The 23355-nt window shown below is 69.4% G+C and carries 23 protein-coding genes and 1 riboswitch; of the genes, 13 read left to right on the forward strand and 10 right to left on the reverse strand.

The window, feature by feature from the left end; all coding sequences use genetic code 11:
- Positions 1-75: 75 nt before the first annotated feature.
- A complete protein-coding gene (locus BJ964_RS34850; protein ID WP_188124612.1) occupies positions 76-1578 on the reverse strand; it encodes an MFS transporter in 1503 nt (500 codons plus the stop codon).
- A gap of 69 nt (positions 1579-1647) precedes the next feature.
- On the opposite strand from BJ964_RS34850, the gene BJ964_RS34855 reads away from it, so the two are divergent.
- Positions 1648-2196: a MarR family winged helix-turn-helix transcriptional regulator gene (locus BJ964_RS34855; protein WP_203832500.1), complete on the forward strand. Its 549-nt coding sequence runs from the start codon at positions 1648-1650 to the stop codon at positions 2194-2196.
- A gap of 196 nt (positions 2197-2392) precedes the next feature.
- Here the strand turns inward: BJ964_RS34855 and BJ964_RS34860 are convergent, their stop codons facing one another.
- The 4 genes from BJ964_RS34860 to BJ964_RS34875 are packed head-to-tail and all read right to left on the reverse strand — an operon-like array spanning position 2393 to position 4300.
- Complete coding sequence (locus BJ964_RS34860; protein ID WP_229807272.1) at positions 2393-2854, reverse strand: GNAT family N-acetyltransferase; 462 nt, start codon at positions 2852-2854, stop codon at positions 2393-2395.
- Positions 2851-3396 (reverse strand): histidine phosphatase family protein, encoded by a 546-nt coding sequence (locus BJ964_RS34865; protein ID WP_188124613.1) that lies wholly within the window; start codon positions 3394-3396, stop codon positions 2851-2853. The genes BJ964_RS34860 and BJ964_RS34865 overlap by 4 nt, the downstream gene beginning before the upstream one ends.
- A complete protein-coding gene (locus BJ964_RS34870; RefSeq protein WP_188124614.1) occupies positions 3393-4115 on the reverse strand; it encodes a CbtA family protein in 723 nt (240 codons plus the stop codon). Before BJ964_RS34870 ends, BJ964_RS34865 begins: the two co-directional genes overlap by 4 nt.
- Complete coding sequence (locus BJ964_RS34875; protein WP_188124615.1) at positions 4106-4300, reverse strand: CbtB domain-containing protein; 195 nt, start codon at positions 4298-4300, stop codon at positions 4106-4108. The genes BJ964_RS34870 and BJ964_RS34875 overlap by 10 nt, the downstream gene beginning before the upstream one ends.
- A gap of 7 nt (positions 4301-4307) precedes the next feature.
- A riboswitch (adenosylcobalamin (AdoCbl) riboswitch) is annotated at positions 4308-4458 on the reverse strand.
- Positions 4459-4536: 78 nt separating this feature from the next.
- Here BJ964_RS34875 and BJ964_RS34880 point away from each other — a divergent pair.
- The 4 genes from BJ964_RS34880 (at position 4537) to BJ964_RS34895 (ending at position 7727) form a co-directional block, all read left to right on the forward strand.
- Positions 4537-5706 (forward strand): S8 family serine peptidase, encoded by a 1170-nt coding sequence (locus tag BJ964_RS34880; RefSeq protein ID WP_188124616.1) that lies wholly within the window; start codon positions 4537-4539, stop codon positions 5704-5706.
- Complete coding sequence (locus tag BJ964_RS34885; protein WP_188124617.1) at positions 5703-6194, forward strand: suppressor of fused domain protein; 492 nt, start codon at positions 5703-5705, stop codon at positions 6192-6194. The genes BJ964_RS34880 and BJ964_RS34885 overlap by 4 nt, the downstream gene beginning before the upstream one ends.
- 66 nt (positions 6195-6260) lie before the next feature.
- Complete coding sequence (locus BJ964_RS34890; protein WP_188124618.1) at positions 6261-6827, forward strand: TIGR03086 family metal-binding protein; 567 nt, start codon at positions 6261-6263, stop codon at positions 6825-6827.
- Between the two features lie 90 nt (positions 6828-6917).
- Complete coding sequence (locus tag BJ964_RS34895; protein WP_188124619.1) at positions 6918-7727, forward strand: hypothetical protein; 810 nt, start codon at positions 6918-6920, stop codon at positions 7725-7727.
- A gap of 1 nt (position 7728) precedes the next feature.
- Here the strand turns inward: BJ964_RS34895 and BJ964_RS34900 are convergent, their stop codons facing one another.
- Together BJ964_RS34900 and BJ964_RS34905 are read right to left on the reverse strand one after the other, a co-directional pair.
- On the reverse strand, positions 7729-8877 hold the full coding sequence (locus BJ964_RS34900; protein ID WP_188124620.1) for an epoxide hydrolase family protein: 1149 nt from the start codon (positions 8875-8877) through the stop codon (positions 7729-7731).
- Positions 8878-8927: 50 nt separating this feature from the next.
- Positions 8928-9479 carry a TetR/AcrR family transcriptional regulator gene (locus BJ964_RS34905; RefSeq protein ID WP_229807270.1) on the reverse strand — a complete coding sequence of 184 codons (552 nt, stop codon included), beginning with the start codon at positions 9477-9479 and terminating at the stop codon, positions 8928-8930.
- Between the two features lie 89 nt (positions 9480-9568).
- Here BJ964_RS34905 and BJ964_RS34910 point away from each other — a divergent pair, with 89 nt between their 5' ends.
- The 7 genes from BJ964_RS34910 (at position 9569) to BJ964_RS34940 (ending at position 20579) form a co-directional block, all read left to right on the forward strand.
- The gene (locus BJ964_RS34910) at positions 9569-11236 is read left to right on the forward strand and encodes an MDR family MFS transporter (RefSeq protein WP_188124622.1); all 1668 of its coding nucleotides are present in this window, start codon (positions 9569-9571) and stop codon (positions 11234-11236) included.
- A 222-nt stretch (positions 11237-11458) separates the two neighbouring features.
- Entirely contained in the window at positions 11459-12025 is a 567-nt protein-coding gene (locus BJ964_RS34915) for a HEAT repeat domain-containing protein (protein ID WP_188124623.1), read from the forward strand.
- 56 nt (positions 12026-12081) lie between these two features.
- A complete protein-coding gene (locus BJ964_RS34920; RefSeq protein WP_188124624.1) occupies positions 12082-12228 on the forward strand; it encodes a hypothetical protein in 147 nt (48 codons plus the stop codon).
- A 10-nt stretch (positions 12229-12238) separates the two neighbouring features.
- Positions 12239-12865, forward strand: a complete 627-nt coding sequence (locus BJ964_RS34925; RefSeq protein ID WP_188124625.1) for a maleylpyruvate isomerase family mycothiol-dependent enzyme — start codon at positions 12239-12241, stop codon at positions 12863-12865.
- 246 nt (positions 12866-13111) lie between these two features.
- Positions 13112-15532 (forward strand): beta-L-arabinofuranosidase domain-containing protein, encoded by a 2421-nt coding sequence (locus tag BJ964_RS34930; protein ID WP_188124626.1) that lies wholly within the window; start codon positions 13112-13114, stop codon positions 15530-15532.
- A 170-nt stretch (positions 15533-15702) separates the two neighbouring features.
- On the forward strand, positions 15703-17133 hold the full coding sequence (locus BJ964_RS34935; RefSeq protein ID WP_188124627.1) for a glycoside hydrolase family 43 protein: 1431 nt from the start codon (positions 15703-15705) through the stop codon (positions 17131-17133).
- 167 nt (positions 17134-17300) lie between these two features.
- On the forward strand, positions 17301-20579 hold the full coding sequence (locus BJ964_RS34940; protein WP_188124628.1) for an MGH1-like glycoside hydrolase domain-containing protein: 3279 nt from the start codon (positions 17301-17303) through the stop codon (positions 20577-20579).
- 156 nt (positions 20580-20735) lie between these two features.
- Here the strand turns inward: BJ964_RS34940 and BJ964_RS34945 are convergent, their stop codons facing one another.
- On the reverse strand, positions 20736-21137 hold the full coding sequence (locus tag BJ964_RS34945) for a RidA family protein (RefSeq protein WP_229807268.1): 402 nt from the start codon (positions 21135-21137) through the stop codon (positions 20736-20738).
- Between the two features lie 89 nt (positions 21138-21226).
- On the opposite strand from BJ964_RS34945, the gene BJ964_RS34950 reads away from it, so the two are divergent.
- Positions 21227-22183 carry a helix-turn-helix transcriptional regulator gene (locus BJ964_RS34950; protein ID WP_188124629.1) on the forward strand — a complete coding sequence of 319 codons (957 nt, stop codon included), beginning with the start codon at positions 21227-21229 and terminating at the stop codon, positions 22181-22183.
- Between the two features lie 152 nt (positions 22184-22335).
- Here the strand turns inward: BJ964_RS34950 and BJ964_RS34955 are convergent, their stop codons facing one another.
- On the reverse strand, positions 22336-22668 hold the full coding sequence (locus BJ964_RS34955; RefSeq protein WP_188124630.1) for a transcriptional regulator: 333 nt from the start codon (positions 22666-22668) through the stop codon (positions 22336-22338).
- Positions 22661-23290, reverse strand: coding sequence for a hypothetical protein (locus BJ964_RS34960; protein WP_188124631.1), 630 nt, complete (start codon positions 23288-23290; stop codon positions 22661-22663). The genes BJ964_RS34955 and BJ964_RS34960 overlap by 8 nt, the downstream gene beginning before the upstream one ends.
- Positions 23291-23355: the final 65 nt, after the last annotated feature.

The following is a 23355-nucleotide window of genomic DNA, read 5'->3' on the forward strand; positions in this document are numbered from 1 at the left end:
TTACGCCAGACGGCTGTCGCGCGCTTACCTGACGGAAGCTGTGCCAGTCGTGGATGGCGGTGCCGGGCCCGAAGCTCATACGGTGAGGTGCTGCTTGGTGCCGGAGCCGTCGGCAGTTGCCTCGGGGGTGGTGCCGTGCTGCTCGTCTTCGGGGCGGGCCTTCTTGGGCAGCAGGAAGGTGATGGCGAGGAAGAGGATCAGCAGGCATGCCTGGACGGTCAGCGCGTGGTGGAGGCCGCTGGTGAAGGCGCCGGTCTTGGCCTGGGCGAAGAAGACCGAGCCGAAGACCGCGACGCCGATGGAACCGCCGACCGCCTGGACCGCGGACAGGACGCCGGAGGCTGATCCGATCTCGTCGTCGTCGACTGCGGCCAGGATGAAGCTGAACAGGGCGGCGATGACCATGCCGGCGCCGATGCCCGCCAGCGCGACGCCGGGAGCGATGTTCCCGATCGAGAACGAGGCGGCATCAAGGCCGTCGAGTTCGAACCACAGCAGGGCCGTGCCGGCCAGTTGGACCAGCGGTCCGATCTGCAGCACCTTGCGGCCGATCTTGTCCGCGAGGAACGCGCCGCTGACCGCACCGCCGATCGCGGTTCCTACCGCGAGGGGCAGGTTGCCCAGTCCTGCCTCACCGGCGGTGAAGTGTTGGCCGATTTGGAGGAACAGGGTCAGCACGAGCTGGGTGCCGATCAGTCCGCCGAAGAACAGGGCGATGCCGCCGAGCCCGACGGTGAAGGCCGGCTTGTGCAGCAGGCCCGGGGTCACCAGCGGCTCGCGGCCTGCGGCGGTCGTGTGGCGTTGTTGGAGGGCGAAGAGGGCGAAACCGATGATCGAGGCGGCCATGGACAGCCATGTCCATAGCGGCCAGCCGTTCTCCTGCCCCTGGTTCAGCGGCAGCACCAGCAGAGCGCAGGAGATCATGACCAGGGCGGCGCCGGTCATGTCGACCTGTACCGTGCGGTCGCCCGGCTTTTTGGGTACGAACTTCGCGGCGACGGTCAGTGCCGCGATGCCGATGGGCAGGTTGATCAGGAATACCGACCGCCAGCCCAGGCCGAGGAAGTCGGCCTCGATGAGGAAGCCGCCCAGGACCGGGCCGATGATGCCGCCCAGGCCGAGGACTGGTCCGAAGATCGCGAAGACTTTGGTGAGTTCGGGGCCGGAGAAGTTTTCCCGTAGCAGGCCCAGGCCTTGAGGTAGCAGCATCGCTCCGGCGGCGCCTTGGAGCAGGCGGAAGGCGATCAGCGACTCGATGTTCGGTGCGGCCGCGCACAGCAGCGAGGTCGCGGCGAAGGCCGCCAGGCCGATCAGGAACATTCGGCGTCGGCCGTGGCGGTCGCCGAGCCGGCCGCCGAGTACGAGCCCGGCGCCGAGGGTGAGGGCGTAGCCGCCGATCACCCATTGCAGTCCGACGGAGCCGGCTTTGAGGAACTTCTCGAGGTCGGGTCCGGCGACGTTGACGATCGAGGCGTCCAGGAGATCCATGATCTCCGCGACGATCATCGCTGTCAGGATCAGCCATCGCCACCGGTATGGCTCGGTCGTCTGGTTGAGGGTGGGGGACGGGTCACGCACGTTCAGTTACCTCCATGGTGAAATAATTCCATGGCGAAGGTAAAGTGGTGGAGGTAGCTTGTCAACCGCGTGACAGCAGAGGAGGGCGACGGCATGGAGGAAGCAGTGCGCGACGGTGTCCCGGAGCAGCGTGAGCGGCTGATGGAGTCGTTGAGGATCTACGGCGGCCACTACGCCGAGCTCAGCCGGCGCTTCGCTGCCTGGCTGGGCCTGCACTCCACGGATGCGACCGCGGTCCTGGAGATCGCCGCCGCCGAGGAGCGCGGCACCCCCCTGTCACCGGCGCGGCTGAGCGAGCGAACCTCCCTGTCCACGCCGGCCACCACCGCGCTGCTGAACCGCCTCGAAGCGGCCGGGCACATCACCCGCGCCCGCGAGCACTCCGACCGGCGCATCATCACGCTGCGCAGCGGTGGGCACATCCAGGAACGGGCGGACGAGTTCTTCGGCCCGCTCGCCCACCGCCTCGACGCCGTGATGTCGCACTACCCGCCCCAGTTGCTGGAACAGGTCGAGGCGTTCATGGCCGACCTGAACACCGCCATGGACAGCCATCTCACGGAACAGCACGCGGTGACGCCACGATCCCTGCGCACCCCGGATGGACGAACTCCCTGACCGGCTTGCTCCCCGCTGCGTTCAAGCAGGCATCCCAGCTTCACGGCCCGCACTTTGGAAGGCCCGGTTTGGGGTGAGGGTGACCGGGGGCGCTCAGCCCGGATGGTGCGTCGCGGGCGTGCGCGGGCAGCGTGGTCGCGTGGTGCGGCGGTAGGTGTGGTTCGGCGGGGGCTGGGTCGTGCGTACCGGAAAGGGTTCAGAGGGTGAGGTGCATGTGGGTGCTGTGGGGGTCGGGTCGGTAGTCGGCGAACGGTGGGCAGGTTTGGAAGCCGAAGCGCTGGTAGAGGGCGCGGGCGGGGGCGAAGTAGTCGGCGGTGCCGGTTTCGAGGTAGAGGTCGGTGTAGTGGCGGTGGCGGGCTTCGGTGATGAGGTGTTGCAGGAGGGTGGTGGCGACGCCGCGGCGTTGGGCGGTGGTGGCGGTGCGCATGGATTTGATTTCGGCGGTGGTGGGGTCGTGGTGTTTGAGGGCGGCGCAGCCGACGAGGTGGGGGCCGTCGTGGGCGGTCCAGAGGGTGATGTCGGGTGTGCGCAGCCCGCCCAGGTCGAGGGCGTGTTTGCTGTCGGGTGGGCTGGTGGCGCGCATGTCGTCGACGTGTTGTTGCAGGAGGGCGGCGATGTCGGGGGCGGTGAGGTCGTTGATGGTGATGTGCAGGGTCACGGGGTGGATTGTGGCAGGTGCAGGTGCCAGCCGTCGGGGTGGCGGGTGAGGCGGGCGACGGCGAGTGGGGCGATGTCGAGGCGGCGGATGGCGGTTGCCGGGAGGTCTAGGGCGGCGGCGAGTACCGCGCGGATGATCATGGGGTGGGCGACGGCGGTGAGGGTCGGCTCGGTTCGGGTGTGCAGCCAGGTGGTGGCGCGGGTGAGCAGCTGGGTGTGGGATTCGCCGCCGTGGGGTGCCGCTGCCGGGTCGGTGAGCCAGGTGTGCAGGTCGGCCGGGTCGATCTGGTCGAGGGTGTGGCCGGTCCAGGTGCCGTAGCCGGGGTCGGCGAGTGCCGGGTCGATGCCGGGGGTGGCGCCGAGCAGTGCGGCGGTTTCGCGGGCGGCGCGGGAGGGTGCGCTGGTCCAGGGGCCGCCGCCGCCGGGGATGTCAAGGGTGCCGGCGATGGTGCGGCCGGCTTCGTCGAGAGGGTCGTCGCCGCCGAACACGGCCCGGCGCAGGGCGCGGGTGTGTCCGGCGGCGATCAGCCGTAGCCCGGTCACGGAAAAGTGACGGGGGTTTCGGTGCGGTGGGCGAGGCGGGCGAGCAGGCCCGCGAAGCCGAGGCCGAGGGTGGTCCAGAGGATGGTCTGGGTGCCGAGTGAGGTGATCCGGAAGTCCCACAGCAGGGTTGCGGGGAAGTCGGCGGGGACCTCGTCGAAGGTGGGCAGGAGGGTGTAGGCGATGGTGACGACCACCAGGAGGGCGGCGGTGGCGGCGGTGGCGCGGGCCCAGGGGTGGGTTTGGGTGCGGGCCGCGAGGGCGGCGGCCCAGACGGCGGCGAGGCCGAGGGCGAGGGCGGCGAGGTAGGCGGCGGTGCGCTGGTCGATGGTGGCCGGGTCGCCGACGGCGGGTGGGTTGGGTGGGTATTTGAGGTAGGGCACCAGGACGATGCCGGTCCAGGCCGCTGCGGCGAGGCCGAGGGCGGCGGTGGTGTCGCCGGTGGTGTGCAGGCGGCGTCGCAGGACGGTGTAGGCGGTGGCGAGGATGCCGCCGAGTGCGATGCCGTAGAGGCCGGTGGCGAGGAACAGGCCGGGGCCGGACTGGACGTCGCGGGAGACGAGGGCGTCGCCGGCGGGTGTGCCGGCTTCTTCGATGGCGATGGCCGCGTTGATGTGCGGTTCACCGGCGAGGTAGGCGAACGTTCCGGCGAGCAGTCCGGCGATGAGGCCGGCGAGTAGTCCCCTCAGCAGCAGTTGCGGGTAGCTGGGGGTCAGTGGCACGGAACACCGAGCAGGTGGCGTCCGTCGTGCATGAGTTCGTGCAGGTACATGCCGGACTGGGAGAGGGCGCCCTGGTCGAAGGCGACGAGGTAGGCCAGCAGCAGCATGATGCCGGTGAAGCCGGCGGCGGTGGCCAGCAGTGTGGGGGAGACGGTGGGGGTGGTGAGCGCTTGTGCCTTGGGCATGGCGGATCAACCTCCTACGGGATGACGCGTCCCGATCGATGGGGCCTGCGGCGCGTGAGCGTCCTGACTCACCGGCCCCGTGGGGCTGGTTCACAGTGGCGCGACCGCACCGGACTTTCACCGGATTTCCCTCAGCGCACCGCAGATTGGATTTTCAACCTATCGGCCGGGGTGGGCCGGGCACAACCGTCGGGCGGTAGCATCCACGCCGGTCTACGGGGTCGGGGGTGTGTGTCGTGGTGGTGCGGTGGCCGGTGGCGGTGGTGGCCGGGCTGGTGGTGTCGGTGGCGGTGCCGGTTCCGCGGCAGGCGTGGGCGGCGCAGTGCCTGGGTCCGAAGCCGGTGGTGTCGGCGGTGCCGGCGGAGTTGAAGGCGTACGCGCCGGCGCGGTTGGCGGGGTTGGCGACCGGGGCCGGGGTGCGGGTGGCGGTGGTCGATTCCGGTGTCGATGCGCGGCATCCGCAGCTCAAGGGTCATGTGGTGGCGGGCCGGGATTTTCTGCGTAACGAGTTCGCGGGCCGCCGGGACTGTGTGGGGCACGGGACCGGGGTGGCCGGGATCATCGCGGCGGGCGCGGATGCCGGTAGTGGGGTGCAGGGTTTGGCGCCGGGGGTGACGATCGTGCCGGTGCGGGTCAGTGAGCAGCAGGACATCGACGAGACGACGGCGACGGCGTCGGGCGGGAGTTCGCAGACGTTCGCGCAGGGGATTCGGTGGGCGGTGGGGCCGGGTCACGCCCAGGTGATCAACATCTCGCTGGTGATGCCGCAGGAGAGCGAGGCGGTGGAGTCGGCGATCGCGGACGCGGTGGCGGCGGGGGTGATCGTGGTGGCGGCGGCCGGTAACGACGGCCCGGACGCGGGTGTGGTGTATCCGGCGGCGTATCCGGGGGTGATCGGTGTCGGGGCGGTCGGCGCGGACGGGTTGCGGGCGTCGTATTCGCAGGTCGGTGAGCATGTGGATCTGGTGGCGTTCGGGGATGTGACGGTGGCGTCGCCGGTGGCCGGTCATCAGGTGGTGCAGGGGACGAGTTTCGCGACGCCGTTCGTGACGGCGACGGTGGCGCTGTTGAAGCAGCGGTTTCCGCGGGAGAACGCGGCGCAGATAACCCGGCGGTTGTTGCGGTCGGTGGATCCGGCGCCGGGTGGTGCGCGCAGTGACGAGTACGGGTACGGGCTGTTGAATCCGTATCGGGCGCTGTCGGAGGAGGCGGGCCCGGTGGTGGCCGCGGCTCCTCGTGTGGTGGCGGCGCCGCGGCGGGTGGCGGATTCGTCGGAGTGGGTGCGGGCGGGCTGGTTCGCGGCCGGTGGTGCCGGGCTGGCGGTGCTGGCCGGTGTGGTGGCGGTGGTGGTGGGGCGGGGTCGGCGTCGCGGTTGGCGGGCCGGTCATGATCGAATGCCGGGATGATGTGGGACGCGGTCACCGAGGCGATGGGCGGGCTGTATCCGGATGAGCGGCCGTGGCATGTGACGTATCCGGATGAGGGTTACCGGTTGCGGGCGGCGTCGGCGTATCCGGCGGCCGGGCACTGGCATCTGGTCGGGTACGGGCTGGGTGAGCGCTGGGGTTTCGAGTTGACGTTGCGGGTGGCCCGCGGTGTCGAGGAGCAGCCGCCACAGTGGCCGTTCGTGTTGTTGGATCAGGTGGCGGCGTATGTGGCGTCGTTGGACGGTCCGGTGGAGGACGGCCAGTGGATCAACTGGGGTGCTCCGGTGACGGGGTTTCCGCACACGGACGGCCCGGACACCGGTTTGACGGTGTTGATCCTGACGGAGGACCCGCAGTTGGGTGGCGGCCGGTTCCTGCAACTGGTGGGGGTGACGGCGGCGGAGGCCGACGGGCGGGTGGAGGTTCCGGAGGATCCGCTGATGGTGACCGACCCGGCTCGGGCGTGACGCGTTCACCCGTCCGGGTGGTGTGGGTTGCTGGCTGTGGGCGGCCGGGGTTTCTAGTCTGGGTGGATGTCTACCGAGATCAGTGACCTGCTGGGCCGTGCCGTGCCCGCTGTTTCGGCCCTGGTGGCGGGGGTGCGTGACGAGCAGTTGGGGCATGCCACGCCGTGTGCCGAGTTCCAGGTTCGTGACCTGCTGAATCATCTGTTTCAGGTGGTCCACAACTTTCAGCTGGTGGCGGCGCGGTCGGAGGTCGACTGGAGTGTCACGCCGGACAGTCTGACCGGCGGGTGGCGCGAGGATTTCGCGGTCGAGGCCGCCGGGATGGTCGCGGCGTGGTCGGATCCGGTGGTGCTGGACGGGGTGTCGCCGGGGATGGGGCTGCCGCAGCGGACGCTCGGTTTGATGATGGTGGTGGACCTGGTGGTGCACGGCTGGGATCTGGCGCATGCCACGGGGCAGCCGTATGAGGTGGATCCGGCGTTGTTGCCGCCGACGGCGGAGTTCCTGGATTCGATGGGGGAGATGGGCCGGCAGATGGGTGCGTTCGGGCCGGCGGTGACGGTCGGTGCGGGGGCGGACCGGTTCGCGCAGTTGCTGGCGGTGACCGGTCGTGATCCGTCGTGGCGGGCCTAGCCGTCAGGCGTTCTTCTCACGCTGAGTGGTTTCCCCTTTTTCCGGTACGGGTGAGCCGCGGTGTGCGCGGATCGTGCAGAATGGCCGGTCATGCGACGTATCGTCTCCGGTCTCTGTCTGCTCGCCGTGGTGCTTGCCGGTTGCGCGCGGCCGGGGACCAGCCCGCAGGACACACCGTCGAGCACGCCCGCGCAGTGGAGCACCCATGCGGCCACCGTGACGGCTGTGACGTCCGGGCCCGGCGTCACCGCGGTGACGGTGCACGTGGCGGCGCTGACCGGGCCGGACGGGTGTTCCCGTAACGTGCGGGTGGCCCGCACGGAGGAGGAGAACGAAACGGTTTTCGTGTCCGTGACCGAGGAGTCGATGCTGTCGTCGGTGCACGGCGCCTGCCCCGGCAGTACCCCGGTGACCGTGACGGTGACGTCGCCGGTCCCGTTCGGGACCCGGGTCGTGACGGTCAACCAGCAGCCGTGGGCGCTGCGGGGCGGCGTGTACCAGCGTTGCGATGCCGAGCTCGGCTGCAACCCGCCCGGCGATCACTGTGACGCGACGTGGACGCGGGCGGCGGTGCGCGGCCTGGACGTGTCGCGTCATTCCCAGGGCTCGGTCGAGTCGTGCGACGCGGACTGGCTGGTCATGACCGTCCCGGACGATCCGGCCGCGTGCGGTGCCGAGGTGCGGCCGGGCTGCGAGGTGAACACGGCGGTCCGCCGCTACTTCCTGCGCGCCGCCGATGCGGGCTGGTCCCTGGTGGCGCGCACCAAGGCGGCGGGCTGCGCGGCGATCCGCACCGCCGATCCGTCGTTTCCGCAGGCGCGGTGTGCGGATCTGCCGGCGCCGGGCCGTTTCGTGACCTCGGCGCCGCCGCTGCCGTCGGACGCCCCGCCCGGCGGCTGAACTAGCGCAGCTTGTGGAAGAACGTGCGGATGTCGTCGACCAGCGGTTCGGGTGCTTCCATGGCGAGGAAGTGCCCGCCGTGGCCGAGTTCGGTCCAGTGCACGATGTGGTGGTCACGTTCGGCCCACGGCCGGATCGCGAGGTCCTGGGCGGAGACGAGCACGCCGGTGGGCACGGTCTTGCGCCCGCCGCCGCCGGGTGGGGTCGCGGAGAACTCCTCGTAGTAGATCTGGGCGGCGGAGGCGGCGGTGCCGGTCAGCCAGTAGATCGACACGTCGGTGAGGATGCGGTCGCGGTCGATGCTGTCCTCCGGCAGCCCCTCGTACGGGTCGGTGTGTTCCTTGAACTTCTCCACGATCCAGGCGAGCTGGCCGGCCGGGGAGTCGGTCAGGGCGTACCCGACGGTTTGTGGGCGTTTGGCGTTGCATTGCAGGTAGCCGTCGTTGAAGTTCTGCATGCCCTGCCAGCGTCGCTGGTCGGCCTCGCTGAGGCTGTCGAGTTCCCCGTCGGTGCCGGCCGGGACGGTGACCATTGCGGTGAGGTGGACGCCGATGACCCGCTGCGGGTCCTGCTCGCCCACCTCGGGGGCGATCCACGCGCCCCAGTCGTAGCCGTGTACGCCGTACCGGTCGTGTCCGAGCCGGGCCATCAGTTCGGTGAGGATCGCGGCGATGCGGGCCGCGTTCATGCCGGGCCCGGCCAGTGGGGTGGAGAACCCGAATCCCGGCAGCGACGGGATCACCAGGTGGAAGGCGTCGGCGGGGTCACCGCCGTGGCTGCGCGGATCGGACAGGGGCCCGATGACGTCGAGGAAGTCGACCACGCTGCCGGGCCAGCCGTGCAGCAGGATCAGCGCGGTGGCGTCCGGTTCGGGTGAGGGCACGTGCAGGAAGTGCAGGTTCTGCCCGTCGATGGTGGTCAGGTGCTGCAGGTGCCGGTTGAGGGCCGCCTCGTGGGTTCGCCAGTCGTAGCCGGTGCGCCAGTGGTCGGCGAGCTCCCGCAGGTAGCCGGCGGGAACGCCGCGGCTCCAGCCGACCCCGGGCAGTTCCTGCGGCCACCGGGTGTTGGCCAGGCGGGCTTTCAGGTCGTCGAGCTGTGGCTGCGGGATGTCGATCCGGAACGGGCGCAGGCCCGGTTCGCTGTTGGTCATGCGGCCCACGCTAGGGGCCGCTCAGGACACTTCCCGGCCTCAATGGGCGGTCACCGGGTGAGCCGGTGGGCGATGTCGCGGACGGCGGCGGCGATCTGCTCGTCGGTGGCGCCGAGCCCTTGGGCGGCGAACACGGTGGTGTTGATGCTGAGCAGCGCGACCCGGATCCGCAGGGTCTCCTCGACGGTCGCGTCCGGGCCGGTGACGACCTCGAACAGCGTGCGCAGCCGTTCGAACATGTTCTCCTTGCCGGGATGCAGATCCCGGACGACATGCTGGTTGGCCAGGGCGAACTGCATGGTCTGCCGGCCGTGGTCCAGGCTCAGGCGCAGCATGCGGTCGATGACTTCGGCGCGCAGCTGCGGTCCGGGAGGCTGTTCGGTGGCCCAGGCGACCAGTTCGTCGAGGGCCGCGAGATGTTCGCCGAACAGGGACCGGACGATGTCTTCCTTGCTGTGGAAGTGGTAGTACAGCGCCGCCTTGGTGACGCCGAGGCGCTCGGCGATCTCCCGCAGTGAGGTGGCCTCGTAGCCGCGCTGGGTGAACAGTTCCAGCGCCACCCGTCGGATGTCGGCCTTGGTGTCACTCTGCCGCCTCGACACGCCTGCCATCTCCTCTCGCCCGGTTGTCCTCAGCATAGTTGCTAACTTGCCGACCGGTAAGTTACAACTTACCTGTCGGCAAGTAAAGGATGCGGGTGAGTACCCCGCGAGTCCCGGCCGCCGAGCGGCAACGCGATCGTCGAAGGAAGGCAAGCATCTTGACGTCCACCCCTGCGGACACCACACCGATGACACCGCCGAGGTTCAGCCACCGCGAGATCCTGGCGACCACGGCGGGCCTGGCCATCGCCATGCTGCTCGCCATGCTCGACAACATGATCGTGGCCCCGGCCCTGCCCACGATCCTGGGCGATCTCGGCGGTCTCAACCACCTGGCCTGGGTGACCACCGGCTACATCCTCGCCTCGACCGTCGCCACCCCGATCTGGGGCAAACTCGGTGACCTGCTCGGGCGCCGCATCACCTTCATCACGTCCATCGCGATCTTCCTGGCCGGCTCCGCGCTGTGCGGGATGTCGCAGAACATGGCCGAACTCGTCGGCTTCCGCGCCCTGCAGGGCCTCGGCGCCGGCGGCCTCATGGTCGGCGTCATGGCCGTGCTGGCCGAGATCGTGCCGCCCCGCGAGCGCGGCAAGTACCAGGGCGTGATGATGGCCGTCATGCCGGCCGCCATGATCGGCGGCCCGCTCGTCGGCGGCTTCATCACCGACAACCTCAACTGGCGCTGGGCCTTCTACGTCAACCTGCCGCTCGGCGTGATCGCCCTGGCCGTCTGCTGGTTCACCCTGGCCAAGCTGCCCCGCGGCACCGGCAAGGCGCGCATCGACTGGACCGGCTCGGCCCTGCTCACCACCTGGATCACCGCGCTGGTGCTGATCACGAGCTGGGGCGGCACCGAGTACGACTGGAGTTCGCCGCAGATCCTCGGCCTGACCGCGCTGACCGTGGCCGCGTTCATCGCGTTCGTGGTCGTCGAGCGCCGCGCCGCCGAACCGATCATGCCGCTGACGGTGTTCCGCAACCGCAACTTCACCCTCGCCGGCACGCTCAGCTTCATCGTCGGTTTCGCCATGTTCGGCGGCATGACGTTCCTGCCCCAGTTCCAGCAGTTCGTGCAGGGCGCGTCGGCCACCAACAGCGGACTGCTGCTCATGCCGATGATGGTCTCCATGATGGTGACGTCGCTCGCCGGCGGGCAACTGATCAGCAGGACCGGCCGCTACCGTGCCCTGCCGATCGTCGGCACCGTCCTCATGGCCGCCGGGCTCGCCCTGTTCGCCACCATGGGCACCGACACCAGCAAGACGGTCACCGCCCTCTACATGGTCGTGCTCGGCCTCGGCATGGGCTGCCTCATGCAGACCACCATGCTCATCGCCCAGAACAGCGCGCCCCTGCGGGACATCGGCGCGGCCACCGGAGCGGCCACCTTCCTGCGCAACATGGGCGGCTCCCTGGGCGTGTCCATCCTCGGCTCCATCTACGCCCACACCCTGACCGCGTCCATCACCTCGAACGCCGGCCCGGCCGCGGCCGCGTCCGGGGGAGACTCGACCGCGCGGATGACCCCGGAACTGCTGCGCAGCCTGCCCGAGGCCGCCCGGCACCTGTTTCAGCAGGCCGTCACCGACGGCGTCGGCGCCGTCTTCACCTGGGCCGCGATCGTGGCCGCCGCAGGACTTCTGGTCGCGCTGGCCATCCGGCACGTCCCGCTGCGTGGCTTCGCCGCCGCCACGGAGCAGCCGCAGGACGCCGACGACACGCCCGCCGAGGCGACGGTCGCGGCTACGGCCTGACGGCCGCGGCTGACCCACGACGAGGTGCCCCGGACCGGTCCATCGCGACCGGTCCGGGGCACCTCTGTTTCAGCAAGCCGCCGGGCGGGCAGGTGCCGATCTCAGCATGTGTGGAAACGGCTCGCCTGACCCGTACCGGAAAGAATGGAGACGGCCGTGACCGACACTGCCGGCGCCGATCCGCCGGGTTTGTGGCCCGGGTCCGGTGTAGCGTGCGGCGGCGTGGAGCGGAGTTTCGGGGAGTTGCTGCGGGCATTGCGCGAAGCGGTGCGGGCGGGCCACGACATCACCGACATCGAGGACGACCTCGACCATCTCGCCGAGTTCGAGCCGGAGGCCAGCCGGGCGGAGGCGCTCGCCTACACCGGTGACGAGATGGGGCGGTTGTGGGGGCTCGGGAAGATCGGCGACCCGCGGGATCTGGAGCTGTTCGTCGTGGCGCTCGATGATCCGGCGTTGCGGGCGACGGCCTTCGAAGGGCTCGGGCAGCAGCCGGATCGGGTACGGGTGGATGCGGTGGCGCGGCCCTACCTGCGGGATCCGGAGCCGCGGACCCGGGCGCGGGCGGCGGGTCTGGTGTCGTGGTGCCGGCAGCCGGGGGCGCTGGACGTGCTCACGCCGTTGGCCGGGGACGAGGATCCGGGGGTGCGGCGGTCGCTCGGAATCTGTCTGGAGCGCCTCGGCGATGCGGCGGAGCCGCTGCTGCGGGTGCTGCTGGAGGACCCGGATCCGGGTGTACGCAGCAGTGCGTCGCTGGGGATGCGGCGGCTGCGGGCGGGTCGCCGGTAGGGTCACGGCGCGTTGCCGGGCGCAGTGTCCGTCCGGCCTGCCGCCGCGTACGAGCGGTGATCGTGGCGCGGGCGGCCGATCCGAGATCCCGGCGGCTGCTGGTCACCGCGGCCACCCCGCCGTATCACGAGCCCGTGCTGCTGCGTACACCCGGATGCGGGGCCGCCGACGCGGCGAGGGCCGGGGTCTTCCTCGCCCGGTAGTGTCGCCGGGGTGAGGATCACGGGGATGATCGCCGACGAACGCCGCGGCCTGGCCGACCTGACCGACACGCTGACACCCGAACAGCTACGCGCGCCGAGTCTGTGTTCGGCGTGGACGGTCAAGGAGGTGGTCGGGCATCTGGTCGCCGTGGTCGCCGCCGGGAACGGCGCCGCGTTGAAAACGCTGGTGCGCAGCGGGTTCAACGTGCACAAGGCGAACGCGCGGCTGGCCGCGACGACCGCCGCGCGCCCGGCCCGGGAACTCGCGGCGATCCTGCGCGCGCATGCGGAAAACCCGTTCCGGCCGCCGATCGTCGGCTACCCGGGGGCGCTCACCGATCTGCAGATCCACCAGCAGGACATCCGGCGGCCGCTGGGCCTGGCCGGTCAGTTGCGGCCGGAGCCGCTGCGGATCTCCCTCGACTTCCTGGTCGGTGGGCGGGCGGTCGGGTTCACGCCGCGGCGCCGCCCGGCGGGGCTGCGGTTCGAGAGCACCGACCTGGACTGGGCGTGGGGCGACGGGCCGGTCGTGCGCGGCCCGGCCGAAGCGGTGATGCTGGCACTGGCCGGGCGGCGGGCGGCGCTGCCGGACCTGGACGGTCCGGGGGTGGCCATGCTGGACCGCCGCCTGCCGTAGGCCCCGCCGTCGCGGGGCGGCGGGTCGTCCACATGTGGACGGGCTTCGACCAAGTTCTATTTCGTAACGCGGTCGACATCTTGCCGAAAACCTTTTCGTAAGGCAGCGTGTGCCGCAGGCACATCGCATCACGGGGGCGGATGGGCCGGGATCGCCCATGGGCTCCGCACGCTCACGAAACAGTGAACACCTGTGGGCGAGAACCCCGCTAATGCATCGAAGTTTATCGATAGCAGAGGTGTTCTCATGCGTTTCAACCGTCGTACCGTACTGATCGCCTCGGCGGCCGGCGCCGCCGGCGCGATCCTGCCCGCGGGCACCGCCCACGCCGCCCGAGCCGACATCGGCGTCTCCGCGTACGGCTTCCCGCTCACCGCCGTCCGCCTCGGCGCCGGCCCATTCGCCGACAACACCGCCCGCACCCACACCTACCTGCGGTTCCTCAACGCCGACCGGCTACTGCACATGTTCCGGCTCACCGCCGGGCTCACCTCCACCGCCACCGCGTGCGGCGGCTGGGAGTCACCGTCCACCGAACTGCGCGGCCACTCCACCGGCCACGTGCTCACCGCCCTCGCCCAGGCCTACGCCAGCACCGGCGACACCACCCTGCAGGCCAAAGGCGACTACCTCGTCGCCCAGCTGGCGCTCTGCCAGCGGCCCAACGGCTACCTGTCGGCGTACCCGGAATCGTTCATCGACCGGGTCGAGACCGGCCAGCAGGTGTGGGCCCCCTACTACACCCTCCACAAGATCGTGCAAGGGCTGCTCGACTGGCACCAGCTCACCGGCAACACCCAGGCCCTGACCCTCCTACAACACAAAGCCGCCTGGATCCAGGCCCGCAACAGCCGGCTCACCCTCGCCCAGCGACAGCAGATGCTGCGCGTCGAATTCGGCGGCATCGGCGAGACCCTGTTCAACCTGTACCAGCTCAGCGACGACCCGGCCCACCTGACGACCGCCCAGTACTTCGACCACGCCCAGATCCTCGACCCGCTCGCCACAGGCGTGGACGCGCTCGCCGGGTTCCACGCCAACGCCCAGATCCCCAAGGCGATCGCGGCGATCCGCGCGTTCCACGCCACCGGCGACAGCCGCTACCGCGACATCGCCGTCAACTTCTGGAACTTCGTGGTACGCCAGCACTCGTACACCATCGGCGGCAACTCCAACGGCGAGTACTTCCAGGCCCCGAACCGCATCGCCGCCGAACTGTCCGACTCGACCTGCGAATGCTGCAACACCTACAACATGCTGAAACTGACCCGGCAGCTGTTCTTCACCGACCCCGGCCGGGCCGCCGAGCTCATGGACTTCTACGAGAAGGCGCTCTACAACCATCTGCTCGGCGCACAGAACCCGAACTCGGCGAACGGCCACCACTGCTACTACGTGCCGCTGCGCGCCGGCGGGATCAAGACGTACAGCAACGACTACGACAACTTCACCTGCTGTCACGGCACCGGCATGGAGACCAACACCAAGTTCGCCGACAGCATCTACTTCGTCAACAACACGATCCTGTACGTCAACCTGTTCATCTCGTCAACGTTGACGTGGCCCGGCCGTGGCATCACCGTCCAGCAGGACACCACCTACCCGGAGAGTCTCACCACCCGGCTCACCGTCACCGGCTCCGGCGTGATCGACCTGCGCATCCGCATCCCCTCCTGGACCAGCGGCGCCCAGGTCCGCGTCAACGGCGTCCTCACCGGCACGCCCACCCCCGGCACCTACCTGTCGATCAACCGCACCTGGGCCGGCGGCGACGTCGTCGACGTCACCTGCCCGATGGCGCTGACCCTGGAACCCACCCCGGACAACCCGTCGGTACGCGCGGTCAGGCACGGGCCGATCGTGCTCGCCGGACAGTTCGGCACCAGCAACCTCACCGCCCTGCCCACCCTGTCCGGCACCCCGCAGCCGACCGGCACACCCCTGGAGTACACGGCCGGATCGGTACTGCTGCGACCCTTCTACAAAACCCACGGCCAGCGCTACTCCGTCTACTGGAACGTCACCAGCACCACGCCGCGCGAGGCCCGCTACCCGTTCGACGAGGCCTCCGGCACCACCGTGGCCGACGCCACCGGCAACGGCTGGACCGGCAGCCTGGCCGGCGGCGTCACCCGTACCACCGGGCGCAGCGGCAACGCCGTGCTACTCAACGGCACCAACGGTTACGTCAGCCTGCCCGCCGCCATCGTCGCCGGCGTCACCGCGTACACCATCGCCACCTGGGTCCGCATCGACACGGCCGCCACCTGGACCCGGGTCTTCGACTTCGGCACCGGCACCGGCGCCTACCTGTTCCTCACCCCGCGCAGCAGCGCCGGCACCGCCCGGTACGCCATCACCAGCACCGGCTCCGGCGGCGAACAGCGCATCAACGCGCCCGCCGCCCTGCCCACCGGCGCATGGACCCACGTCGCCGTCACCCACACCGGCAACCTCGGCATCCTCTACGTCAACGGCGCCGAAGTGGCCCGCAACAGCGCATTGACGCTACGGCCGTCCACGTTGCCGTCCACCACCCAGAACTGGATCGGCCGCTCCCAGTACACCGGCGACCCGTACCTCACCGGGGCCGTCGACAGCTTCCGGATCCACAGCCGGGCGCTGACCGCGGCCGAGATCACCCAGCTGTACACCACCGGCCAGTGACCGCCCGCTGGGCGACCAGCCGATCCGTGTCGTCTCCACCGGCCCTCACCGCCATCCGCCGGCAACTCCAGGAGCTCTCCACCCTCGTTACCGGCGCCGTCCACCGTCTCCGCTGGAAGATCCAGCGGTTCTCCGCCCCCGCTGAAAGGTCATTTGAGAAAGGCAGTCGGATGTCCAGAAGAAGATGGCCGGCCGCGGTGTGTGCGCTGGTCACCGCAGCCGCGGCGACAGCCGTCGCCACCCCGGCACAGGCCGCCAACCCGATCATCACCAGCATCTACACCGCCGACCCGGCACCCCTGGTCGTCGGCAACACCATGTACATCTACGCCGGCCGCGACGAGGCGGCCGCCGGCGGCACCAACTTCGTGATGCGCGAATGGCACGTGCTGTCGTCGACCGACGCCGCCACCTGGACCGACCAGGGCGCGAAGGCCAACATCGCCACCTTCGGCTGGGCGGGCGCCGACGCGTGGGCCGGCGAAGTGGAGCCCCGCAACGGCAAGTACTACTGGTACACGTCGATCAACGGCAACGGCGCCGGATGGATGAACATCGGCGTGGCCGTCGGCGACAGCCCGCTCGGACCGTTCACCGACGCCAAGGGCGGACCACTGATCAGCGACAGCACCGCCAACTCGTCGGGCCTCAACATCGACCCGACCGTGTTCGTCGACGACGACGGGCAGGCCTACATGTACTGGGGCGGCTACTGGGGGCCGCGTGCCGTCCGGCTGGCCAGCAACATGATCGACACGGTGGGGTCGGTGGTCACACCGACCGGGCTGACCAACTACTGGGAAGCGCCGTGGATGTTCAAACGCAACGGCCTCTACTACATGATGTACGCCGCCAACGACACCGGTGGCTGCGTCACCAACTCGAACTACGCCTGCCAGCGGTACGCGACCGCGACCAACCCGATGGGACCGTGGACACACCGGGGCATCGTGCTCGGGCAGGTGTCGTCGACGACCAACCACGCCGGCATCGTCGAGTTCAACGGGCAGTGGTACATCGTCTACCACAACGCCAACGCACCCGGCGGCGGCAACTTCCGCAGGTCGGTGGCGGTCGACCGGCTGTACTTCAACGCTGACGGCACGATCCAGCAGGTCGTGCAGACGACCACCGGGCCGCCGCCCAACCCCGGCGGCGGGGGAGGCAGCGGCACCAACCTCGGGCCGTCCGCCACCGCGTCCACGTCGTACGTGTCGGCATGGGAGAACCTGTCGGCGATCAACAACGGCGGGACACCGGCCAACTCGCAGGACCGGTCGAACCTGGCCTACGGCAACTGGCCGCAGCAGGGCACCCAGTGGATCGAGTACCAGTGGCCGACCGCCCAGTCGATCAACAAGAGTTCGGTGTACTGGTTCGACGACAACCAGGGCATCGACCTGCCCGCCTCATGTGCACTGCAGTACTGGAACGGCAGTCAATATGTAGCCGTCACCGGCCAGTCGACATGTGGCGTCGCCGGCAATGTGGAGAACGTCATCACGTTCAATACCGTCAACACGACAAGGTTGCGGCTGCAGATCACGTCACGTAGCGGCTACTCGACCGGCGTGCTCGAGTGGAAGGCGTTCCAGTCATGAGCCGCCCCTTCCTGAGACGACGTGACCGGGCCGGGTCCGGCACGACCGGGGCGCGGCGAATGCAGTGGCGACAGTTCACGCGACGACAGGACTCCGCCGGATCCGGCACGATCGGGCGGCGGTCGCCTCTGCGGCGGCACGAGCCCGCCCGCGCACGCGGGACCGGGATGCGTGCGGTCGTTCGCCGGCTCCGCGCGTACACCTCGATCCTGATTTTGATCGTGGCGTCGCTGGCGGTGAGCCCGCGGCCGGCGCACGCGGCGCAACCCATCGGATATCCCACCTTCGGCAACGCCGGCTCGATCCCGGCGCCGCCGGTCAGCTACTCCACCGGCGACACCATGCGCGCCATCTACGACGCCGAGGCCTCCGGCACCGACTTCTGGATGGACCGGCTGCTGGCCCGCACCGGCAACGACCCGGCCGGCACCTGGCTGATGAGCCGCGGCCGCGCCGCGTTCATGTACACGCACAACCCGGCGGTGATCGGTTTCGGCGGCAACGCCGCCTACTGGGACAACATCTCCAGCCAGAACGCCTACGCCATCACCGCGTCGACCGGCACGTTCACCGAACAGGTCGCCCAACGGCGGCAGACCCCCAGCCACTGGCGCAGCGTGCACACCAGCGGCAGCATCCGCCTGGAGGTCACCAAGTTCATCACCCACAACAACGTGCTGATCACCAACGTCGCCGTCGTCAACACCGGCAGCGCGTCGTCAACATTGACGCTGACCGCCACCTCGCCGTACGCGACCACCGTCAGCGGCAGCGAGCTCACCGGCACCCGCGCCGTCAAGAACAACCTGACGACCCTGTACCCGCGGTTCTCCGGCGACGGCTTCACCGCCTCCGGCAGCAGCCTCACCCGGTCGATCACGGTCGGCGCCGGGCAGACCGTCACCGCCAAGGTGCAACTCGGCCTGGTCGCCACCGAGATCCCCGCCTCCCGCACCGAGTACGACGCCTACCGGGCCCGCAGCGCCGCCGACGCGTTCGCCACCCACGTACGCGACTACAACCGGTGGTGGGCCGACAACGTGCCCTACATCGACGTCCCGGACGCCGCGATCAAGAAGAACATCTACTACCGCTGGTGGCTGATGCGGTTCAACCACCTCGACGCCGACATCCCCGGCCAGGACTTCCAGTTCCCGCAGTCGATCGAGGGCGTCACCGGCTACAACAACGCGATCGCCCTCACCCAGCCAATGCACATCGACGACCTGAAGTACCTGCGGAGCCCGGAGTACTCCTACGGCCCGTATCTGGCGGTCGGCCAGTACTCGGCCAACGGCCGGTTCGTCGACAACCCGGGCGACCCGGAGAACTGGTCCAACTCGTACACCCAGTACATCGCCGAGGCCGCCTGGCGCGCCTACCAGATCCACGGCGGCCAGCCGGCCATGCTGACCAACTTCGCCCGCTACGCCGAAGGCGACGCGAAAGGCCAGCTCGCCACCTACGACACCAACAACAACGGCGTCATCGAGTACGACTGGGGCGCGATGACCGGCAACGACGCCGACGCCGTCTCGTTCCACTGGCGCGCCGGCAACCTGGACCGGGCCGAAACCGCCTACGTGTGGAGCGCCGCCAACGCCGCCCGCGACGCCTACACACTGGCCGGCAACACGGCCAAGGCCACCGAGATGCAGACGCTCGCCGACCGCATCCGCAACGGTGTCATCAACACGTTGTGGAATCCATCTCGTCAACTCCTGGAACACAAGCACGTGTCGACGAATACACACGTGCCGTGGAAGGAAATCAACAACTACTACCCGTACGCGGTCGGATTGATGCCGAACACCGCCCAGTACCGGGAGGCGCTGCGCCTGTTCGCCGACGCCGCCCAATACCCGATCTTCCCGTTCTACACCGCCAACCAGGTCGACAAGGCCGCGGCCGCGGCCGCCGGGAACCCGGGCAGCAACAACTTCTCCACCATCAACTCCACCGTGCAGTTCCGGCTCTACTCCCAGGTGCTGCGCAACTACCCCAACACGTGGATGACCAGCGAGGACTACAAGAAACTCCTCTACTGGAACGCCTGGGCGCAGTACGTCGGCGGCGACACCAACTGGCCGGACGCCAACGAGTTCTGGGCCGACTGGAACGGCAGCGCCATCACCTACCGGTCGTGGATCCACCACAACATCCTCGGCAGCAGCAACTGGACGATCATCGAGGACGTCGCCGGGCTCCGGCCGCGCAACGACACCCAGATCGAACTGTCCCCGATCAACATCGGCTGGAGCCACTTCGCGGTCAACAACCTGCGCTACCGCAACGCCAACCTGTCGATCGTCTGGGACGACCCGTCCGACGGCGTGACCCGCTACAACGGGGTGCCGCAGGGCTACTCCATCTACCTCGACGGCACCCGCGTCGCCACGCTCAACCAGCTGGCGCCGTTCACCTACAACCCGGCCACCGGCACGGTCACCACCACCGGCACGGTCGCGTTCAGCACCGCGTTCCCGGCCCTGCAAGCACCGCAGAACGTGGTGCAGAGCAGCAGCCGCATGGTCGACGTCTTCGCCAAGGCCGGTGTCGACCTGACCTCCACCCGCCCGAATCTAGCCAGCGGCGCGACCGTGGCCGCCTCCTACACCACCTCCGGCACGTCGGCCGGCGCCGCCGTCGACGGCCTGCCCACCAACTCACCACTGTGGGGCAGCTACGGCAGCACCAACGCCACCGACACCTACGACATCACCTTCAGCGGCGAACGCACCGTCAGCGAAGCCTGGATCCACTTCCGCAACGACCGGGCCACCAACCGCTACCGGCCACCGACCGCCTACAACGTCCAGTACTGGAACGGCACCGCCTGGGTGAACACCGCCGCACAGGCGAAAACCCCGGCCGCACCGCAGGCCAACCTGAACAAGGTCACCTTCACCGCGGTCAACACCACCAGGCTGCGCCTGCAATTCACCCAACCCTCCGGTACGCCGAAAACCGGCCTCACCGAAGTGAAGGTGTACGGGCAGGGCACCGTGCCGCCACCGAACCCCAACCTGGCAGCCTCGGCCACACCCAGCGCCTCCTACACCTCGGCGTGGGAGAGCGTCGCCGCCATCAACGACGGCGCCGAACCAGCGTCGTCGAACGACACCGTCAACCCGCGCTGGGGAACCTGGCCCAACCAGGGCCAGCAGTGGGCCGAACTCACCTGGTCCACCGCACAGAACCTGCGGTCCGCGCAGGTGTACTTCTTCGACGACAACCAGGGCATCGACCTGCCCGCCTCGTGGAAACTGCAGTACTACGACGGCAGCGCCTACGTCGACGTGCCGTCCGCCAGCGGCTACCCGATCGCCGCCAACCAGTACAACACCGTCACCTTCGGCCCGGTCAGCACCACCCGCCTGAGGGTGGCCCTGACCAGCGGCGCCGCATCCGTCGGCCTGCTGGAGGTGAAAGCCTTCGCACCCTGACGGGCCGCCGCCCGGGGCCGGTTCGACCCCGGGCGGCACGCTCGCGTCGACTGACAGCCGTGACCGCCCACGACCTCGCCCGCGCGCTGGGCGGACATCGCCACCCTGCGCGACCGCTGCCGCGCCGGGGCTCGGCGCCGCCCTGGCCCACATCGGCTACCCGACCGCCGTCGCCTCCAGCTCCACCAGCTGACCGGGCAGCGCCAGCCGCGTCACCTGCAGCATCGTCGTGGCCGGCGCCACCCCGGCGGCCGCCAGCCGTGACGCCAGCACCCCGTAATGCGGGAACAACTCGTCAACATTGACGGTGTACACGTTGAGCCGCACCACATGCGTCAACGACATGGACGCTGTCGTCAACACGGCCTCCAGATTGTCGAGACACGTCGTCAACTGCGCGGCCATGTCACCGTCATGCTGCGGCCCACCGTCGGCGTCCATCGCCGTCTGACCCGAGCAATACAGCGTCCGGGTCTGCCCGGACACCAACTCACCCTGGTTGAAACCCAACGCCACCGACCACGGCCACGGATTGACGGCCACTCGCTGCACTGCCACACCAAGCTCCCTTCCATTTCGTACGGGCAATCGCGAGCCTGCCCGTCAATCACGACACCTCCTGTCATGTATTCCGGTACGGTTCGCGGATGCGCGCCGACCGTCTGGTCTCCCTCGTCCTGCTGCTGCGCCAGCGCGGCCGCCTGACCGCCGACACCCTGGCCCGCGAGCTGGAGGTGTCCACCCGGACCGTGCTGCGCGACATCGAAGCCCTGTCCGCCGCCGGCGTCCCGGTCTACACCGAACGCGGCCGCCACGGCGGATTCGCGCTGCTCCCCGGCTTCCGCACCCCACTCACCGGCCTCAACCACGACGAAGCCCTCGCCCTGCTCACCGCCGGATCCGGGCTCGGTCTCGGCCCGGCCCTCGCCTCCGCCATGCGCAAAGTCGTCGACGCGCTCCCGGAAAGCCACCAGGCCCTGGCCGGCGACGCCGCGCAACGATTCCTCGTCGAACCGGAGACCGACCTGCTGTCGCGCCGCCCGGTCACCGACCCGATCCCCACCGCCACCCTGACCGAGGTACGCCGTGCCGTGCTCGCCGGGCACCGGCTGCGCATCCACTACGCCGCCACCGGCCGGTCCCCGCAGTGGCGCACTGTCGACCCGATCGGCCTGGTCACCATCCGCGACCGCGGCTACCTGCTGGCCACCCGCAACGGCGCCGACCGCACCTACCGGCTGTCACGCATCCTCGCCGCCGAGGAACTCCCCGAACCGGCACAGCGCGACGACCGGGTCGACCTCGACCGGGCCTGGCGGGAACGGTCCGCCCAGTTCCTGTCCGACGACCACATCGCCGTACAGGTCCTGGTCGACCCGACCCGCCGCGACGACCTGCTCGCCACCGCGGTCGCCGTCCGCGCCGAAACCCCCGGCCCCGACGGCCGCCTCCGCCTCGAAGTCACCTACCAGGACCTGCGTCACGCCGTGTGGGCGCTGTGGCAACTCGACGCCGCCGCCGAAGCCCTCGCCCCGCCGTCGCTGCGCGCCGCCCTGCACGACCGGGCCACCACCCTCGCGTCCCGCTACCGGAATCCGCCCTAGAGAGAACCGGCACGGCCGCCGCACCCGGCGAAACCCCCTGGCCTGAATCCGTGGGCCTGTCGGTCTTGGCGTCCCGGTAGCAAACGGCGTAAAAGACAACGGCAAGCGTGATCTTCGATGAAAGGCCCGCGCTTGGGGCCGACAAGCACCTGCTAGGGCCGTCCACTATGCGCGCTTTGGAACCTTTGCACCAAATCAGCGAGGACCTTCATTTCAGCCGCGAGAGCCGCTCGCCCCATCGGCGTGATCGCCGCCCACGTCCGCGGTCGGCGCCCTTCATGCCCCTTCTGGATGTCGACGAGCGACTGCCCGGCCAATGCCTCAAGATGCCTGCCGAGGTTGCCGTCAGTGAGACCGAGAAGCTTCTTGAGGTACGGGAAATCGGCCCGGCCCGCCTCGTCCAGCACGGTGAGCAGCGCCAGTCTGGTCTTCTGGTGCACCCGCTCGTCCAGTTCGAGAGCGGGATGGGGTGCCGGGTCAGCCACTGATCTTCCGCTCCCGCTGTCGTTCGACGAGGCCCAGTACCGTCAGGGCGAGTCCACCGCAACCCATGATGAGCGGGTCGTACCAGTCGGCAGTCACTGCGGATCCCGCGAACCAGCCACCGATCATCACGCCACCGATGATGCCGGAGCGCAGGGCCAGTGATTTGTTGCGCTGTCCGACCGCCATGATCGTCAGTACTGTCGCCGGCCACAGCAGCATCTTCATGAGCGGGTAGAACCACACCAGGTTCCCGGCGACAACCACCGCGAGCAGCGCGAGAGCGGCCTTCCCGTACGGCAACCGGCCTTCACCGACTCCGGTGCGATCGCGTCGGACGCGATCGCCGCCCCACAGTGCGAACAAGGCGAGAAGGCTGCACAGCGGCCAGAACAATGGCGCCGGCACGAAGTAGTAGTCGACCGTCGCCAGGTAGCCGGCGAAAGCCACGGTCATGAGCCCGAAGATCAACAGCGGGCCGGAAGTGGCCCAGCGGGAAGCGCGCACCCGTAGCCGTAGCTGATCGAGTTCTGTCTGCTCATCGAGTGACATCACAGTTCTACCCTCTGCATGGCAGAGAACTCTGCCATGCAGAGGTAATGTCGTCAACACCACGATGCCCACTCCGTGCACCTCGCCGCACATGGCCATCGACCTGACCGACGTCCAGGAAACAGCCGGAGAGCTCT

It is taken from the genome of Actinoplanes lobatus, assembly GCF_014205215.1.
GTDB lineage: Bacteria > Actinomycetota > Actinomycetes > Mycobacteriales > Micromonosporaceae > Actinoplanes > Actinoplanes lobatus.

Excerpts from the sequence above, each read along its gene's own strand:
- BJ964_RS34890 (WP_188124618.1), top strand. The coding sequence starts at position 6,261 with ATGTCTACCGAGATCAGTGACCTGCTGGGCCGTGCCGTGCCCGCTGTT.
- BJ964_RS34930 (WP_188124626.1), top strand. The coding sequence starts at position 13,112 with ATGCGTTTCAACCGTCGTACCGTACTGATCGCCTCGGCGGCCGGCGCC.
- BJ964_RS34940 (WP_188124628.1), top strand. The coding sequence starts at position 17,301 with ATGCGTGCGGTCGTTCGCCGGCTCCGCGCGTACACCTCGATCCTGATT.
- BJ964_RS34950 (WP_188124629.1), top strand. The coding sequence starts at position 21,227 with ATGCGCGCCGACCGTCTGGTCTCCCTCGTCCTGCTGCTGCGCCAGCGC.
- BJ964_RS34875 (WP_188124615.1), bottom strand. The coding sequence starts at position 4,300 with ATGCCCAAGGCACAAGCGCTCACCACCCCCACCGTCTCCCCCACACTG.
- BJ964_RS34885 (WP_188124617.1), top strand. The coding sequence starts at position 5,703 with ATGATGTGGGACGCGGTCACCGAGGCGATGGGCGGGCTGTATCCGGAT.
- BJ964_RS34900 (WP_188124620.1), bottom strand. The coding sequence starts at position 8,877 with ATGACCAACAGCGAACCGGGCCTGCGCCCGTTCCGGATCGACATCCCG.
- BJ964_RS34895 (WP_188124619.1), top strand. The coding sequence starts at position 6,918 with ATGCGACGTATCGTCTCCGGTCTCTGTCTGCTCGCCGTGGTGCTTGCC.
- BJ964_RS34910 (WP_188124622.1), top strand. The coding sequence starts at position 9,569 with ATGCGGGTGAGTACCCCGCGAGTCCCGGCCGCCGAGCGGCAACGCGAT.
- BJ964_RS34935 (WP_188124627.1), top strand. The coding sequence starts at position 15,703 with ATGTCCAGAAGAAGATGGCCGGCCGCGGTGTGTGCGCTGGTCACCGCA.